Here is a 16,888-nt window from a genome sequence, read left to right as displayed (position 1 = left end):
CTTTATGTAAACAATCAATTATCTCCTTAGCGTGGTTTTTTACATCATTGACCGTCAAACCCCTATAAAGCCCCATCAACAGACTGCTGCACTGGAGAAAGAAGAACTTGATAAACGACGGCACCAATGCCTGAATCAGCGCAATGCCTACACCGCCAAGCGCAGCACTCACCAACAACCCAATGCGCGTATCCCAAGGAAAGCGCACCAGACAAGCAACCGTAATGATGGTAATGCCGAGCAGAATGCCGTGATACTCACCCAGATGACGTTGCAACCAGCCGTCGTAAAGCGCACAAATCCCCATTGCCAGAATGGGCAACGTGGTTAACATACCAGCCTGGCTGTCGCCCAGGCCAGTATAGTGCTGAATTTGTTCAAGTAATTTACCCACCACGGCCAGAATCGGGTGCAGGTTTATCCCGAGCAGTAGAATAGCGATAAAGAGAAATTGGCGTGAGTACCTGGGGGAAACGGGCATAAAATGATCCTGTGATGGCTATCTTGGCGCTGAGGGTTGTGTCAACAAAACGCAGATGGATGCTTACTTTCTTAGCGCGTATTCTTGCATAAATTATCTTAACGTCAAGACAATAATCATCTACCCCTATGTTACCGTTTCGCGCCACAGACAAAAAAATCCGCCATGACGGCGGATTTTTATATGGCATCGTATTGCATTTCAGAATAGATTTTCTGACCGCACAACACCCCTAGAAACGGTAGCCTACGCCAACCGCCCAACCGCCCAACCGCCCAACCTCGACGCTACGGATACGGCTTTGCTCATAACCAATATCCAGGGCAACGTCCTGAATCGGGTTGAATTGTAGACCTGCACCGTAAGTGAAACCATAGTCATCGTTATGGTTGTTGTCAGTACCGTCTACCGCATTGTAAGTGTATTTACCGTGGCTCAGGCCAATCACGCCATAGATGCTTGCCCAATTATTGGGCGGTAAGCCGGGCCCGCAGTAAAGCCCATGTATTGGCCTTTATTGTAGTAACCGCCCTTGGACTGGCTGTCTTCCAGATAGGTGAAGGAGCTGATCACGCCAACCTGGCTGTCGTCAAACTCATAGCGGTATTTAAGGTTAAAACCTTTCGCTTTGTTCACCACGCCCTGGGCATCACCGTGAGCATAACCGGAGGATACGGTACTTTGGCCGGCGAATGCGGAACCTTCGCTTACTGCAAATACGCAAGCCAGTGCGGAAAGACACGCAAATTTTTTCATATACTGCCTCGAATTCATCTTATGAAAGAAGTTTAAGCAGACTTAATATAACAAAAAAACCTGATGTGCTGCGCATTAAATATTTATCAAACCGCTTATAGATGTAACAAAAACCTTCAGTAAATACGTAACACAATGATTTATAATCATTAAAAAACACGGACCACGAAACTAAAATTAATTCCCACCTGACAGAAAAATACAGACAAATCTTAAGGCTGTGTTCAGTTAATATACAGGCCACGATTCATTCCACACCGAAAATAAATATATCGCAAATAAAAGTCAATTAAAGTAAGCGCCGTGCCGACAAATCATTTACAATAGATTGTGGAAAAACCATATTTATGGACGTTCTTTCTCACACCATCGTGACTTCTTCCCTGCTCATCAAGGCCCAAAAGATGACCTTATCTGCTTTGCGCGGCTCGACGCTGATGCCTGTTATTCTTATCGTGATTGCAATGCTTTCCATCCAAAGTGGGGCAGCTTTAGCGAAAAACTTGTTTCAGCTGATAGGGGCTCCCGGCGTTACAGCGCTGCGCCTTGGGCTTGGTGCCCTGATTTTATGCATTGTTTTTAAACCGTGGCGCATGCGTATTCAGGGGAATCGATTACCGCTGCTGCTGTACGGCCTGACCCTCGGTGGCATGAACTTTTTGTTTTATCTCTCTATTCGAACTGTTCCACTGGGTGTAGCGGTCGCGCTTGAATTTACCGGCCCACTGGCCGTGGCCATATTCTCATCGCGTAGGGCGCTTGATTTCCTTTGGATCCTTTTGGCACTAACTGGTATGTGGTTTCTATTACCGCTGGATAACGACATTGCCAACGTCGATATGCAAGGCGCGCTCTGTGCCATCGGCGCAGGTGCCTGCTGGGCCTTATATATCGTGTTCGGAAAACGCGCAGGCGCTAACCATGGCCCGGCGACAGTGGCGATTGGCTCATTGGCTGCGGCCGTGGTGTTTTGCCCCCTGGGCGCTTATTTTGCAGATACTTCATTGCTCTCCCCTGCCATTCTGCCGCTTGGTATCGCCATCGCGATCCTCTCCACGGCACTGCCCTACTCGCTGGAGATGATGGCACTGACCCGTCTCCCCGCTAAAACCTTCAGCACGTTGATGAGCATGGAATCCGCCATTGCAGCCCTATCCGGGATTCTGTTTCTCGGTGAGCACCTCTTGCTGACGCAATGGGTAGCGCTGTTTTGTATCATCGCCGCTTCCCTCGGTGCTACGCTCACAGCAAAACGAGCACGCATCACCGATAGCGCCCAAAGCTGACACGCACTCCCTTCAGAATTCAATCGCGTTTCTTCTCTTGCAAGCAGCAGACTGCGGCAAGAGAAGGCCCCTTTCAGATATATTTCATCACAAATGACAGTGGCGCCTGAATAGGCACAAGTTATTATAAGAGCTAAATAATTCTCATTCATTATCGTTATTTACTATAATAATGAAGTGCGATTTCTATAATAAAATCAGTCAAAAAGACATACGCCTGCATAGTGCATGGGCAATTTCTATAATAAGTATTACCTTGTTATTGCCTGCTTCGAATTCTGCTATAGTTATTTCCATTGAGCAGTCAGATTATTATTTCATTTGTCAGGAGGAGATACCTTATGGCTACGGCTAAATTGGTAAAAGCAGCAGCATCCGATCTCATCTATACTCGCAATAATCTGGATGAGCACGTTAAAACGTCCACCATCAAACTGTTGGACAAGTTAGTTGTCGACTTAATCGATTTATCATTGATCACCAAGCAAGCCCACTGGAACATGCGCGGTGCCAATTTCATCGCCGTTCACGAGATGCTGGACGGCTTTCGTACCGCACTGACCGACCATCTGGATACGTTGGCAGAGCGCATAGTACAACTGGGTGGCGTCGCACTGGGTACGGTCCAGGTCATTAATAAAGAAACCTCGCTGAAAAGCTATCCGACCAATATTCACAGTGTACAGGATCATCTGAAAGCGCTGGCGGAGCGTTACAGAGTTGTCGCAAACGAAGTGCGCAGTGCTATTGCGAAAACAGAAGATGAAGACAGTGAGGAGTATTTTAACGGCAGCCTCTCGCGATCTGGATAAATTCCTGTGGTTTATCGAAGCCAACATTGCAGAATAACCGTGGTATTCTATAAATAAATAGCACCAGGCCATCGTCGACATCGCGTTGCGATGGCCTGTCTATTCCATTAGGGTTTATCTATCCTGCCATTCATACATTTTCCTCTTAAAATTCGTACAAAAAAGTTAGCTTTTATCCCTTTAAACACAATCAACGGTTGTGTCTCGCAGCATAATCAGTTATTCATAGCGGCGTCCCGTTCCGGAGGCGACGTTTGCGTGCATTGGCAACACTGAATAAAAACAAGGAGTTATAAAACACAACCCTCTGTTTCTACAGCTTTTTCCTTAAATACTATTATTAGTAGTGCCTGCTTGAAACAGGCTTCCCACAAACGGCTAATTAGGAAGGATCGGATGAAATCACTACTTAAGACCTCACTGGCAGCGCTGACGCTGACCATGAGCGTTTCCAGCCACGCGGCGGATAAGCCTCTCATCGTTGCCACAGACACAGCGTTTGTTCCCTTCGAGTTCAAGCAAGGCGATAAATACGTCGGCTTTGACATCGATCTCTGGGACGCTATCGCGAAAGAGTTGAAACTGGAATACACCCTGAAACCGATGGATTTCGCAGGTATCATTCCTGCCCTGCAAACCCGCAACGTTGACTTGGCGCTGGCCGGGATCACCATTACGGAAGAACGTAAACGTGCCGTCGATTTTTCTGAGGGTTATTACAACAGCGGCTTGCTGGTCATGGTAAAATCAGATAACACCAGCATTCAGGGTGAACAGGATCTGGCGGGCAAAGTAGTGGCAGTGAAAAGTGGTACCGGTTCGGTTGACTACGCCAAGGCCAATATCAAGACCAAAGAACTGCGCCAGTTCCCAAATATTGACAATGCCTACATGGAGTTAGGTGTCGGTCGTGCCGATGCGGTACTGCATGATACGCCGAATATCCTGTACTTCATCAAAACAGCAGGCAACGGTCAGTTTAAAGCGCTGGGTGGCTCCATCAAGGCACAGCAATACGGTGTCGCCTTCCCGAAAGGCAGCGAACTGCGTGAAAAAATGAATACGGCATTGCAAACGCTGCGTGACAACGGCACCTATGCTGAAATTTATAAAAAATGGTTCGGCACTGAACCGAAATAATTGCCGTATCAGTCTGGAGAACGTTCATGCAGTTTGATTGGAGTGCCATCTGGCCTTCTCTGCCCCTTCTGTTAGAAGGGGCAAAAATGACCTTGCTGATTTCCGTGCTGGGTCTGCTGGGTGGCTTGGTTATCGGTGTCGTCGCGGGCTTTGCCCGCGTCTACGGGAGTTGGATTTCCAACAAGATCGCGTTGGTGTTTATTGAAATCATCCGCGGTACACCGATTGTTGTACAAGTCATGTTTATTTACTTCGCCTTGCCGATGATCCTGACGTCGGTGCGTATCGATCCCTTCGCTGCTGCGGTAGTCACCATCATGATCAACTCAGGTGCCTATATCGCGGAAATTACGCGCGGATCGGTATTGTCGATTCACAAAGGGTTTCGTGAGGCGGGTTTCGCACTGGGGTTATCAAAACGCGATACGCTACGCCATGTGATTGCACCGTTGGCGTTGCGCCGGATGTTACCGCCATTAGGCAACCAATGGATCATCAGTATCAAAGATACCTCGCTGTTCATCGTTATCGGCGTGGCGGAACTGACGCGTTCCGGGCAAGAAATCATTGCGGGTAATTTTCGCGCACTGGAAATCTGGAGCGCGGTTGCGGTGATTTACCTTGTCATTACCTTGGTACTGAGTTTCATTTTGCGTCAGCTGGAAAGAAAACTTAAGATTATATGATTGAATTCAAGAACGTTTCTAAACACTTTGGTCAGACAAAGGTGTTGCATGACATCAATCTGAATATCAACCAGGGTGAAGTGGTGGTGATTATCGGCCCCTCAGGCTCCGGTAAATCCACGCTGCTGCGCTGCATCAATAAGCTGGAAGAAATTACCAGCGGTGAACTGATTGTCGACGGCCTGAAAGTGAACGATCCTAAAGTTGATGAGCGCCTTATCCGCCAGGAAGCGGGTATGGTGTTTCAACAATTTTATCTTTTCCCGCATCTGACCACGCTGGAAAACGTGGCATTTGGCCCGATTCGCGTGCGCGGTGCCAGCAAAGCGGAAGCCAAAAAGTTGGCACTGGAACTGTTGGCGAAAGTGGGTCTGTCTGAACGTGCTAACCACTTTCCGTCAGAGCTTTCTGGCGGTCAGCAGCAGCGCGTAGCAATCGCACGTGCACTTGCCGTCAAACCCAAACTGATGCTGTTTGATGAGCCAACCTCGGCACTCGATCCAGAATTACGTCACGAAGTACTGACTGTAATGAAAGATCTTGCGGACGAAGGCATGACCATGGTCATCGTTACGCACGAAGTGGGATTCGCTCATAAAGTCGCTTCACGGTTGATTTTTATTGATAAAGGCCGTATCGCTCAAGATGGCGATCCTGAAGAGCTGATCACCAATCCTCCCAGTGAGCGGTTGCGTGAATTCTTGCAGCATGTCTCCTGATACTGTCGCAAGAGTGCATTAAAAAAGGGGAGCACCTTACCGGGCTCCCCTTCTCTTTGTCACTGCCCCTTGCGTTGCCCGCCGAAATCACCACGCTCCTGCCAGAACGCACCCGATTTAGAGACTCACGCTGTGTACGGGTATTCGCGTTCAATGAACGCCGCAAACGCCTCACACATCGCATTATCGCCATCCCGATTGTCTGCCAATATACGAGTACCATCGACAATACGAATGTGGGCATTCAAATCTGCATCAGCCTCAGGTTGCGGATGCTGGGCGGCATGATGGATAGCCGCTTGTGCCTGCTGCCACGCCTGCTCAATCGTCAAATTACAGGCCTCGGCCAGATACGCTGGATTGAACCCTTCGCCTGTCAAACTGCGCAGCGTGTCATCATGGCTGACGCTGTTGCCAGGACGCCAGTAATGCAGAGCCAGATCCGGGCCAATGGCTGGGTTATCCGTAAGATAGCCATCGCGCTTAAGAAAGAAATGCCGCGTCTGCTCTACCGCCATCAGCGCCAGCAGATAACCTTGGTAGGAACAGGCTGATTCCATCGATAAAAAATGCGGGATGGCAATGGTAGGACGTGGGCTGCCGTCAATGCCTAAAATACGCTGCTCGATGTCACGCGCCAGTTGTGTAATAGCTGCTGGAGTGCGTGCATCATCATCCATGCTGTAAAGCTGCCATTCAAAGTAAGGCACCAGCAAAATGTGGCGCTCGTTAAAGGCACGCATTGGTTGGCGCACAGCGATATCCGCTTTGATCAACGCTTCAGAAATGGCTTCGCCCTGGCGGTTCTTAGCATAACGTTTGAGCCAGTCAGCGTCGTGCAGCAGGCTGTAGCAAAACATGGATTGCGTTTCCGCATATGCGATCGATGTAGGCGGGAATTCCTGCGAGAAGCAAGGGGCATTCTGACGAATATTGGCAAAATGCGCCGCATGACCACCTTCATGAAACAGGGTATTGATGCCCGTTGCACCGCTGCCCACTTGATCAGGTTTAGCCAAACTGGTGAAATTGATTTTTGCTGGCAGCCACTGCCCTTCCTGCACAAAGGGCGGAACCGGACCGTGCATAAAGCCATTTTCATACTTGCCTTTGCGCACCAGCAGGTCCAGTTGCATCTCTGCACCGTTGAACCCGATGTGCAGTCGCTTAAAGCTGTTAATCCAGCGTTCTAACGAGGCCGAGAAAGGAAAGTAGGGATCCAGTTGGCGGGTGACGTCTCCTGCACTGGCATAACGAATATTCCACGGTTGCAGCGCATTATCGCCCTTTTCGCTCGCCAATGCGGCCAGACTGCGTGCATTCGCATCGCGCTTTTGCTCTTTAAAGCGGTCGAGGATGGCAAACAACTGCTCAGCGGTCATCTGCTCCGTTTTATTCACTTTATAGTCAAAATAATTGCGATACCCCATCTGCCGGGCAAAACGGTTACGCAGGGTAATCAGCTCAGGGAAACCATGGTGTAATAACCACTGTTCCACATCGCGCAGAGCCTGTTGCGAACTTTGGCGATAAGATTCATTGTCGCTGGTCGCCTGGTTGGTGAGCAGTTCACCCAAGGATGCAGCGACTTTGACGCCATCGGCATTCAGGTGAGTCACCTCATAGCTTTTTCGCCGCGTATAGAGTGCACTTTCCGCAGCGATAATCTCATCCATCAGCGCTTGTGCCCGGGGATCTTCAATCACATTACAATCAAAAAAACGATACCACCCCTGCAAGCCATGAATTAACGCGGCTGCCTGGGAGTCCTGCCCCTGGTTCGGCAAAGACTCAAGGGTTGCGATATAAGTGCGCAATTCTTTCAAACGTTCAGGCGCAGCGATAAAGCGTTTATAGGCGCTTTCAGTAGTGGAGAATTTCTCCGCTGCGCTGTCATCGCCAATGCCCATATAGTGTTGCCAAAAGCATGTTTCTTTCTCCTGATGCACGGCGAGATAGTCGCGGTTCAGGGTATTAAAATAATCCAAAGCATGTTGCATATGCATCCCTTTCTAAAATTGATCCAAGCGCCTATAAGGGTGTTTATCTGTAAAAATCAAGCCGCCCTTCTGCTCTCACTTACCACAAAGGTCAGGCTTAACAAGGCTTACTTAATCATACCTTTTGATGTGTTAGCTTGCATAGATGATGGTCCGACACCTCGCTACATCCTGCTGGGCAACAAGCGCTCACGAAGCGCGTTGATGATACTCACCAGCGAATCGGCATTGTCCATAATAATGGGGGATGCACCGCAAAGGCTGAACTGCCTTTATAGTGATGCGGAGGCACAGCAAGAAATTGCTTCATGTGATGAATCTCACGCTCAATAACATAAATACGCATTTTCTTTAATAAAAAATCAACCAATGTCGTTTATTGATAGAAACAAAAGCCATCTCCGGTAAAACAAAAGATTCGCAACTTTAACGGAGATGATGATGAAGATAAAGGCATATGCAGTTCTGCTGGTGTCATTGTACCTTACGGCATGCGCCTCTCCCGGTGCAGAAAAATACCAAACTATTATAGACAGCGCCACTGCGGGAAAAGTAAACCGAATTGTCCGATCGGACGTTGTTCCGTATGCTGAGGAAAACCACGGTGAAGTTATAAGCCGTGTGTCATCCGCTTTTCTGGGAACCCCCTATAAAGCCAGCACGCTCATCGGTGGGGCTGACATTCCTGAAGTCCTTGTTGCTAATTTTAACGGCGTAGACTGTTTCACCTTGACTGATTATGTTGAAGCCCTTAGCCGGAGCCATGACCAGAAAACGTTTCTACATAATCTCGTCAAAACGCGTTACGTAGACGGCAAGGTTAACTATCTCAGTCGGCGGCATTTCTTCTCAGACTGGTTTGCCACCGAACCACGCAATGCCCGTGACGTGACATCAGACCAGCCTTTGTCAGGATTGAAAAACAACTTAACCGCAGACCTGATGGCGGTGAATATGTGCAGGGACTGGGGATTCATCCACGCATAATAAATTATATCCCAGGTAAGGCGATTAACGAACAGGAGCTGAATCGCCTGAAAACGGGAGATTATGTTGGCGTTTACTCTCCGCTTGAGGGCTTGGATGTATCGCATGTTGGTATTGTCGTCCGGTATGATGAGCAAGTTTGGTTCCGAAATGCGTCCTCTCTGATTTCGAACAGGAAAGTGGTGGACTCGCAATTTATGGAATACATGCATTCAAAGCCAGGCATTGTTGTGTTGAGGGCTGACTGACAGGGCTGTGACCGGAGATAGGGTATGAAAAGAATTCGGATGCCAGGTAAAAAAAATGCCTGTTGCTTGATTTTTACGCTGTTGTTATCGGCGTGCCATATCTCTGAGTTCGAACCACGCATTGAAGCCTCAATGTCCGCCAGCTATGCAACGTTGAATTATATCGACCCGACCAAATCCCTTTTCCCGATAGAGGACTATTCACAGTCGGTCGATAAATGGCTTCCTCCAGATTCGGACAGGGCAGATGTTCCTCTTATCAATACAGTCACCCAAAAAAGGTATTTTTCGGCTCTTAAATCCCACCTTTTCGGAATGGGGTCTGAAGACAGATCCCCTTGGAATCCTCATTACATTGCATCAATTCTAAGTAAAGAAGCGGTAAGTATCCGCAACGCGAGCATTGACAGATTCCTTGGTAAAGACAGTATTTTCTGGGGAGAAAATTTTAGGATCCATTCAACCCGATGGAAGGAGGACGTGAGAAATAATGCATATATCGACATTGATGATATTTATCGCTCTTCCGGCCGGAATATTGTCATAAGAGAAACCCTTATCAGGGGGCTTCCAACGGATGATCCTACTTACGACAATCCTCGCCAAGCGGGGCAAGGATACCCCTTTGATAATTTACAGATATCCTCTATACGTCCTGGTACGCCAATATACTGCCAGCAGTGATAAACGCTGGCAGTATATTGTGTCCCCCACGGTGACTGGGTGGATTCACAGTGAAGATATCGCTATGGTGGATCAGAAATTTGTAACAAAGTGGGTTTCCCTGACCAGAAGAAATCTGGGCGCCATTATTAAGGTGCAGGTCTCTATTCAACAACGTGGTCAATATTATTTTACAGCAAGGCCCGGAACGGTTTTACCCTTCAAGAATAAATATCCTGGTCATATTGAAGTCGCTGTGCCTGTGGGTAACAGTGACGGTATAGCGAAAATTCGGTGGGTCAAATTGACGGATGATGAGTTTGTTGCCATGCCGTGGAAAATGACGCAAGGTAATATTGCGACACTATTAAAATCGATGAGCGGTAGGCCCTACGGCTGGGGAAATTATAATTTCTACAATGATTGCTCTGCTGAGATAAGAAGTTTGCTGATGCCTTTTGGTATATTTTTACCCAGAAACTCTGAAGAACAAATACTGGCCACATCCAAGATTGTTGATCTAAGTAGAGAAAATGTAAACACACGAATACATTATCTCAAGGAACGTGGTAAACCTTTTACTACTCTGGTTTACATTCCAGGGCATATCATGTTGTATATCGGGAACGTAGCGATTGATAATCAGATGGTTCCGATGACGTACCAAAATATTTGGGGATTGCACCCGGAAGTCTCGAAAAGTCGGAGTATCATTGGTGGTTCTGTCTTTTTCCCTTTACTTCGATCTTATTCAGAAAACATAGAATTAATATCTCTGGCAGATAAGGCACAGTTTAAACTGGGTTTTATTGAATAAGCTCACTTAATTTTCTGATACCAATGGGACTGATCACAACGCTGACCTCAGGATAAGATAAAAATCGGCCCACTGTCACTAGAGTTTCTCGGATGGGAGTGCAATTTTTGGATTGTATTTTCTGAAAGTGGATTTCCACTAAGATAAATTAAAACATCTTCAGTACTGAGCAGAATGCATTCAGAGAGAATTTCTAAATTATTATTGCTTATGTCGATTCTTTGCAGGTGTTTTGGCAATGCATCAGGTAACCCATTCAATTTATTATGATGTAAATCTGCATATTCTAGCTTGTCTGGGAGACGACCGATGGTACCACCTAATTGATTATGACTTATTTTCAAAATACTAAGAGATGAGGGGAAGTTTTCAGGAAATTTCTTTAGGGCATTACGGCACAATGTGATTTTATAAAGCTCTTCGGGCCAGATATCCGGTAATAACTCAAGTTGGTTATTACAAGCAGATAACACTAAAAGATTATTTGGCAGTATTTTAGGTAGAGCAGTCAGTTCATTGTCATTAACGCTCAATACTTGAAGGTCTTCTGGCATGTTTTCAGGTAATACGTGAATTATATTTTTATCCAAATAGAGTTGTTCCAGTTGATCAGGAATAAGGTCAGGCAATGATTCAAGTTGGTTATTACAAGCAGATAACACTAAAAGGTTCTTTGGTAGTGTTTTAGGTAGAGCTGTTAGTTCATTGTCATTAACAATCAATTAGTTAAGATCTTCTGGCATGTTTTCAGGTAGTACGTGGATTTGGTTTTTATCCAAATAGAGCTCTTCCAGTTGTTCAGGAATAAGATCAGGCAATGAGCTTAGGTTCAGTCCGCTAAGGTCAAGAAAAGCAGACTTCATTGCCAAGGCACAATGCATTCTCTCTACAGCAATATCTCTCTTCTCACCTCCGCCTACAGGAGTTCCCTCTTTCCAGGATGACCAGACTGTATGATACTCACTATGATCATGGAATATTGTCGTCGTTTGAGAAGTACTACCTGACTGAAAGGTCTGTGCGACTGTGGGTGTATCATTTGGCAAAGTAAAATGTGGCTGATTACTGTTATTGATGGGCATCATAATTTATTTCCCCCCTCAAGATCACTCATTTCAATATGATCGCGTACTAAAGAAAAAATGAATATCAAATAAAGGTATTATCAGGGTTTGCGTGCCGTACTTTACGCGATAGAATCTAAAATCAAAAAGGCATTAGCAATATTTTTATTATGGAAATGTATTGTCAGAAGTTTAAACGAAAATCTAACGGCGACCAGCGATAATGTATACGACATATCGAAAAAAAACCAGTGAATACAAAATGCATTCGATTGGTTTTTCAGGGTATCAAAGATAATATCAGATTTTGAGTGTGCAGGCATTTTAGCCAAAACGTTTGCTAATGGTCGCCACCGCTTGCTCCATAGCTGGAGACATACCGCCAGCAACCAGACAGCAAGCAAGCTGTAAACGCAGGGCATAAGGTACCGCAATTTCCCCCGCCAGGCACTGCGCTGTCCAACGCGCGGTCGTCGGTACATCACGGGCAATCGGCAACTTATCCGGTGCTACAACAATATCCTGACGCTGTTGCAGCACTACGCTGTGTTGACCCCGAATAAAATGAATTTCAGGGCATCGCTGCGGATTAGCATAGACCTCACCTTCCGTGCCGTGCATCAGCAAGGCCCTGGTCTCAATATTGAGGAAAAACTGATTAAGCCGAGTGACGTATTCCGGATGAGAAACACTGGTCAAACGCAATGCCTCTTGCTCGCCAAACGACGTCAACAATTTAGCCAACGTATGGCTGCTATTGCGCACGCCCATGCGCCAGCGCAGTTGCAACTGTCTGTCCAAGGCAGGACTCAGGGCAGAAATCGGAATAAATACCGGGAACCCTTCATCAATCAATGACTGCGCCGCCTTGGCACTGCTAGCACTTTTCACCCCGAGCGCTTGCAAAATTTCCGCGCTGGTTACCCGCGTCGGGTCATTTTCAACTCCGTGAACCACCACCGGAAAGCCCAATTTAACCAGCAACAATGCCAGCAACGGCGTCAGATTGGGCTGGCGCCTCGCACTGTTGTAGCTAGGGATGACAATAGGCATCGGGCGATCCGCAGGCGCGTGCAAGCGCAACACCTGCTCGCTGGCGGCCTGATAGAAACCACGCAGCTCTGCTTCACCTTCCCCTTTGATTCGCAAGGCAATCAGTACACCGCCCAGTTCCAGATCGGGCACATCACCTTGCAACATATGACGATATAGCGAGTAGGCAGCGTCCTGATCCAAATCACGTGCGTGATTTTTCCCCCGCCCGATCTCTTTGATGACGGTGGTAAAGTCCATGCGTTCTCCCGCGAAAAAGAAGATCGATCTCATTCTGCAAAAATAGCATGTTTATATCAGGCTGGCACATCACGTTGTTCAATGGGAAATACCGGCAACGCCGCCAACAGTTGCGCTCCGTATCCCTTGGTCAACAAGCGTCTGTCATAGATAACGATTTCACCAAAACAGGTATGACTGCGAATCAAACGCCCGACCTGCTGGATCAGATTAAATGAAGCGGCTGGCAGGCGTTGCACCACAAAGGGATGGCGTTTCTGACTTTTTAACCACTCCCCTTCGGTCAGGATCACCGGGCTGTCAATCGGGGGAAAGGCAATCTTATGAATATGCACTTGCGACAGCAGTTCACCTTTCAAATCCAGCCCTTCGGCAAAAGATTGCAAACCAACCAGTACGCTGACGTCGCCCGCCTCCACACGTTGTCGGTGCAACGCAATCAGGCGCGAACGCGGCTGATCCCCTTGCACCAGCAGCATTAAGCGCAAATCGGTGACCTGTGAGAGAAACTGCTGCATCGCTCTTTGGCTGGCGAACAACACCAGAATTCCTTTATGCGCGTGCTAGGCCAATGATTGGCGGAAAAAACGCGCCATTTCAGCAATATGTGGCACTTCATTTTCCAGCAAGGGTTCACAGTGCATTTTCGGGATCACCAGCTTGCCTTGTTGACAGTGGTTGAAAGGCGAATCCAGCGTAATAAAACGATCGCCCTCATCTTCATCCAGGCCTGACGGTTCTTTCAGCCGCTGGTAACTGTTCAGGGAGCGCAAGGTCGCGGAGGTCAGTACCACGTGCGAAACATTGCGCCACAGCAATCGGTCGAGCTGGTCACAGACGCGAATTCCCGCACAGTGCAACGATAGCCGCCACTGCCCTTCGCGGTATTCCCGATGTAGCCATTTGGATACCGGTGCATTGGATACTTTCTCCAGCACGGCCAAATGCCAAAGTTGCGTTTTACTCTCCAGACAGCCCATCGCACGGCTCATACGTAAAAGCGTCTGATGAACCCGCACTACATCGTGCTTGCCGGTTTTCTCTCCGAGATCGTGAGACAGTTATTCGGTTAAGCCGCGCAGGCCATCCGTTAGTTTATGCAGTCTGACACACACCTGGCGCATCTCTTCCGGCATAACCCCCATCGGGAAGCGATAATCGCTTTCTTGCCCTTCGCCCTGGAGAAACAGCTCACTCATGGCAACAAAGGCGGCGTTCTGCTCGACCATCTCTTCAATGTGCGCTGTCAACCGTTCAGGGTTAGTCAAACGCGGCGGCGATTTTGGCGGGAACTGCGCCATACAGGTCGCCACCAACTGGATCACACTGTCCATCTGCGCTTTGACATACGCCGGGGTAATGTCCCCCGCCATTTCCAGCGAATCGCGCGCCACATCCGGCACGTGATGCCCTTCATCGAGCACCAACAGCAGATCTTTCGCGGCAGGCAGCACCGAATCGCTTTCCATTGCCGCCATCACCAAGGCGTGATTGCTCACCACAACTTCCGTATTTTCAATCTCGCGACGGGCGATAAAAAATGGGCAGTCACGATAATAGTGACAATTTTTACCCAGACAGTTGGCTTTATCGGTACTGACCTTACGCCATAAAGCATCTTCGATCGTCAGGCTATAATGGTCGCGCATCCCGTCCCATTCATACCCTTGAAACGCTTTCGCCATCTTGAGACACGCCCCGCGCTCTTCTTTGCTGACTGGTTCCAGTTCATCACTGAGAAATGCCAGCAAATCCCCTTGTGCGGTCTCGGAGGTCAGCGCCACCAGATTGCGCGGGCAGAGATAACGCGCCCGGCCAAAAGCGGCGGTGAATGTGAGCTCAGGGATAAATTTTTTCAGCAACGGCAGATCTTTGGTGACAATCTGGTCCTGCAACGCGATATTGGCGGTGCTGATCACCAACGTCTTGCTCTCTGCGCGTGCAATCGCGATACCGGGAATCAGGTAGGACAGGGTTTTGCCCACGCCGGTAGGCGCCTCAATAACCACGTGACGCGGATATTCACTCGCCAACGTTTTCGCCACTTCGGCGATCATCTGTCGCTGCGGAGCACGGGAGATAAAATCAGGAATATGTTGTTGCAGCGCCTTATACCACTGGTCGATTTGCTGCTTGATTGTGGGAGTAAGCGCCATGCCATCTCAATGTCTGTCCAATTCTGCGACTATTGTCCCACAGACAGCGGCAAACGTCAGCCGCCATTCCCCTCGACAAACCCGCACGCAGCCAGTAGGGTAAAGCAAATCGTGATAAAGAGTCTTTCTCATGGCGGCGGTGCACCGCGTCAAGCAAAAAATTGGTTTTCTCCGCGCCTGCCTCAGGTTGAATGCCGTTCGACCTGGTGCAGCAGTCAGGGTTATAAAACCCATACACACACCCAACTCTCCCTCGGCCTGTTCGTGGCGGGCAGCACCGTCTGCCACTATCGCGGTGCAGACCACCTGTTGCGCGCCGGTGATATGGTTTTGATCGACCCGCAGCCGCACAGCTGTACCCCGCTGCCCGGACAAACGCGCAGCTATCATATGTTTTACCTCGACGCAGCCTGGTGCCGGACGCTTTTGGCCCAACAGTGCGGACAGCCAATAGCGGCGATTCATTGCCACCCGGTGCACGTGCAAGATCACGCCCTGTTTGGCGATGGCCTGCAACTGCTCAACAGTCTCTATCGCCACGATATAAACAGCGCGACACCACAGTTGAACGCGCTGGTGTCCACGCTGTTGTCCCGTTACTGCGCTGCACAACAGCCACTCGCAGAGCAATCCACCACGCGCTATATGCGCCAGCGCTTGCTCAGCAATTTGCAAACATCGCCGTCGCTGACCACGCTGGCAGAAAAGCTACATCTGCGCCGGGAAACTCTAGTACGCCATTTCCGTGAAGATACCGGCCTCACGCCCATGGCTTTCCTTAACAATGCGCGCATTGAATATGCCAAGACGCTGATTAAGCAAGGCGTACCGCTGGCCGATGCCGGATACCAAAGCGGCTTTAGCGATCAAAGTCATTTTCACAAAATCTTTGTGCTGCACACGGCGGCAACACCGAGGCAATATCAGCAAGCGGGTGAATCTCCGTCTACCACGATCACTATTTGACAATAATTAGCCTGACAAGCCCTCTAGACTTGGCCTCGTTTATTTCGTTGAGGTCACTGTTATGGTTATTGATACCCTGTTTCCTGCCCATTTCCCCGTGCTTGCCTTAGCACATTTTGTCGCATTGCTCAGCCCCGGCCCCGATTTCTTCTTGCTGGCGGCCTTCGCGCTGCGCCACCGCCTGCGCGGCAGTATCGGGATTTGTATTGGCATCGCGCTGGGCAACGGCTGCTATATCCTGCTGGCCATTATGGGCGATGCTGCCATTCAGCAAATGCCAGTGCTTTTTGTTCTGCTGCAACTCGCCGGGGCGCTGTATCTGCTGTGGATCGGTTCACAGCTGGTACGCAGTTCGGCACGAACTACCGCGCTAACGATCACGGAGACGCTGCGCGTACCTTCACTGGCACATCAGTTACTACTCGGACTGGGTTCCTCGTTGCTTAACCCCAAAAATATGCTGTTTTTATCAGCCTGATGGCCAGTATTCTTGGCCCATCCGTTACTCTGAAGCAACAAGCCGTCAGCGGCGGGTGGATGTTCATCGTGGTATTACTGTGGGATATCGCATTAGCTGCGACCATAGGTCAACAACGGCTACAGCAGACGTTGCAGCTCTCCCTTTATCTGATTGAACGCGGAGCAGGGGCTATTTTGATGCTGTTTGGCGGTTATCTGTTGCTGGGTTTATGGCTGGGCTGACACCGTTAATCGTTCAGGCCGCTTGTTTCATACGCGATAGGCTTTATAATTTATGGCGATTAACAAAAGGATAACTTTATGAACCTCGGCAAAATCGCCATGATCGGCTTGT

10 protein-coding genes and 7 pseudogenes are annotated in these 16,888 nt (G+C 48.7%); 10 read left to right on the top strand and 7 right to left on the bottom strand.

Translation table 11 applies throughout. The features are described from left to right. Together CS369_RS08800 and ompX are read right to left on the bottom strand one after the other, a co-directional pair. A pseudogene (locus CS369_RS08800) lies at window positions 1-481 on the bottom strand (hypothetical protein); the annotation flags it as partial. 232 nt (window positions 482-713) lie between these two features. After that, window positions 714-1,237: pseudogene (ompX, locus tag CS369_RS08795) on the bottom strand (outer membrane protein OmpX). Between the two features lie 404 nt (window positions 1,238-1,641). Between ompX and rhtA the strand changes: the two are divergent. The 5 genes and pseudogenes from rhtA to glnQ all read left to right on the top strand — a co-directional run bounded on the left by rhtA (window position 1,642) and on the right by glnQ (window position 5,880). Next, window positions 1,642-2,523 carry a threonine/homoserine exporter RhtA gene (rhtA, locus tag CS369_RS08790; protein ID WP_196906786.1) on the top strand — a complete coding sequence of 294 codons (882 nt, stop codon included), beginning with the start codon at window positions 1,642-1,644 and terminating at the stop codon, window positions 2,521-2,523. A gap of 341 nt (window positions 2,524-2,864) precedes the next feature. Further along, window positions 2,865-3,372: pseudogene (gene dps / locus CS369_RS08785) on the top strand (DNA starvation/stationary phase protection protein Dps). 359 nt (window positions 3,373-3,731) lie between these two features. Beyond that, entirely contained in the window at window positions 3,732-4,475 is a 744-nt protein-coding gene (glnH, locus tag CS369_RS08780) for a glutamine ABC transporter substrate-binding protein GlnH (RefSeq protein ID WP_196906782.1), read from the top strand. Between the two features lie 26 nt (window positions 4,476-4,501). Continuing rightward, entirely contained in the window at window positions 4,502-5,161 is a 660-nt protein-coding gene (gene glnP / locus CS369_RS08775; RefSeq protein ID WP_196906781.1) for a glutamine ABC transporter permease GlnP, read from the top strand. Further along, entirely contained in the window at window positions 5,158-5,880 is a 723-nt protein-coding gene (gene glnQ / locus CS369_RS08770) for a glutamine ABC transporter ATP-binding protein GlnQ (protein WP_196906780.1), read from the top strand. Before glnP ends, glnQ begins: the two co-directional genes overlap by 4 nt. 125 nt (window positions 5,881-6,005) lie before the next feature. On the opposite strand, the gene CS369_RS08765 is transcribed toward glnQ, so the two are convergent. Next, the gene (locus tag CS369_RS08765; RefSeq protein ID WP_196906779.1) at window positions 6,006-7,880 is read right to left on the bottom strand and encodes a M3 family metallopeptidase; all 1,875 of its coding nucleotides are present in this window, start codon (window positions 7,878-7,880) and stop codon (window positions 6,006-6,008) included. Between CS369_RS08765 and CS369_RS22590 the strand changes: the two genes are divergently transcribed. From CS369_RS22590 to CS369_RS08755, 3 genes and pseudogenes are all read left to right on the top strand, one after another. Beyond that, a complete protein-coding gene (locus CS369_RS22590; RefSeq protein ID WP_210769484.1) occupies window positions 7,881-8,213 on the top strand; it encodes a hypothetical protein in 333 nt (110 codons plus the stop codon). A 102-nt stretch (window positions 8,214-8,315) separates the two neighbouring features. Further along, window positions 8,316-9,115: pseudogene (locus CS369_RS08760) on the top strand (DUF1460 domain-containing protein). A 39-nt stretch (window positions 9,116-9,154) separates the two neighbouring features. Then, window positions 9,155-10,595 (top strand): annotated as a pseudogene (locus CS369_RS08755) (SH3 domain-containing protein). A gap of 47 nt (window positions 10,596-10,642) precedes the next feature. On the opposite strand, the gene CS369_RS08750 reads toward CS369_RS08755, so the two are convergent. The 4 genes and pseudogenes from CS369_RS08750 to dinG form a co-directional block, all read right to left on the bottom strand. Continuing rightward, the gene (locus CS369_RS08750) at window positions 10,643-11,317 is read right to left on the bottom strand and encodes a hypothetical protein (RefSeq protein ID WP_196906778.1); all 675 of its coding nucleotides are present in this window, start codon (window positions 11,315-11,317) and stop codon (window positions 10,643-10,645) included. After that, on the bottom strand, window positions 11,318-11,680 hold the full coding sequence (locus CS369_RS08745; protein ID WP_196906777.1) for a leucine-rich repeat domain-containing protein: 363 nt from the start codon (window positions 11,678-11,680) through the stop codon (window positions 11,318-11,320). It abuts the gene before it with no gap. 303 nt (window positions 11,681-11,983) lie between these two features. Continuing rightward, window positions 11,984-12,952: a DNA-binding protein YbiB gene (gene ybiB, locus CS369_RS08740; RefSeq protein WP_196906776.1), complete on the bottom strand. Its 969-nt coding sequence runs from the start codon at window positions 12,950-12,952 to the stop codon at window positions 11,984-11,986. A gap of 56 nt (window positions 12,953-13,008) precedes the next feature. Next, window positions 13,009-15,108: pseudogene (dinG, locus tag CS369_RS08735) on the bottom strand (ATP-dependent DNA helicase DinG). 111 nt (window positions 15,109-15,219) lie between these two features. Between dinG and CS369_RS08730 the strand changes: the two are divergent. Both CS369_RS08730 and CS369_RS08725 read left to right on the top strand, forming a co-directional pair. Then, the gene (locus CS369_RS08730) at window positions 15,220-16,074 is read left to right on the top strand and encodes an AraC family transcriptional regulator (RefSeq protein ID WP_244664909.1); all 855 of its coding nucleotides are present in this window, start codon (window positions 15,220-15,222) and stop codon (window positions 16,072-16,074) included. Between the two features lie 61 nt (window positions 16,075-16,135). Continuing rightward, a pseudogene (locus tag CS369_RS08725) lies at window positions 16,136-16,776 on the top strand (LysE family translocator). Window positions 16,777-16,888: the final 112 nt, after the last annotated feature.

The organism is Candidatus Symbiopectobacterium sp. 'North America' (assembly GCF_015762685.1).
In the GTDB taxonomy this organism is placed as follows: Bacteria; Pseudomonadota; Gammaproteobacteria; order Enterobacterales; family Enterobacteriaceae; genus Symbiopectobacterium.
Note: the sequence above shows the minus strand (reverse complement) of the source record. Positions and strands in the feature narration are given on the sequence as shown.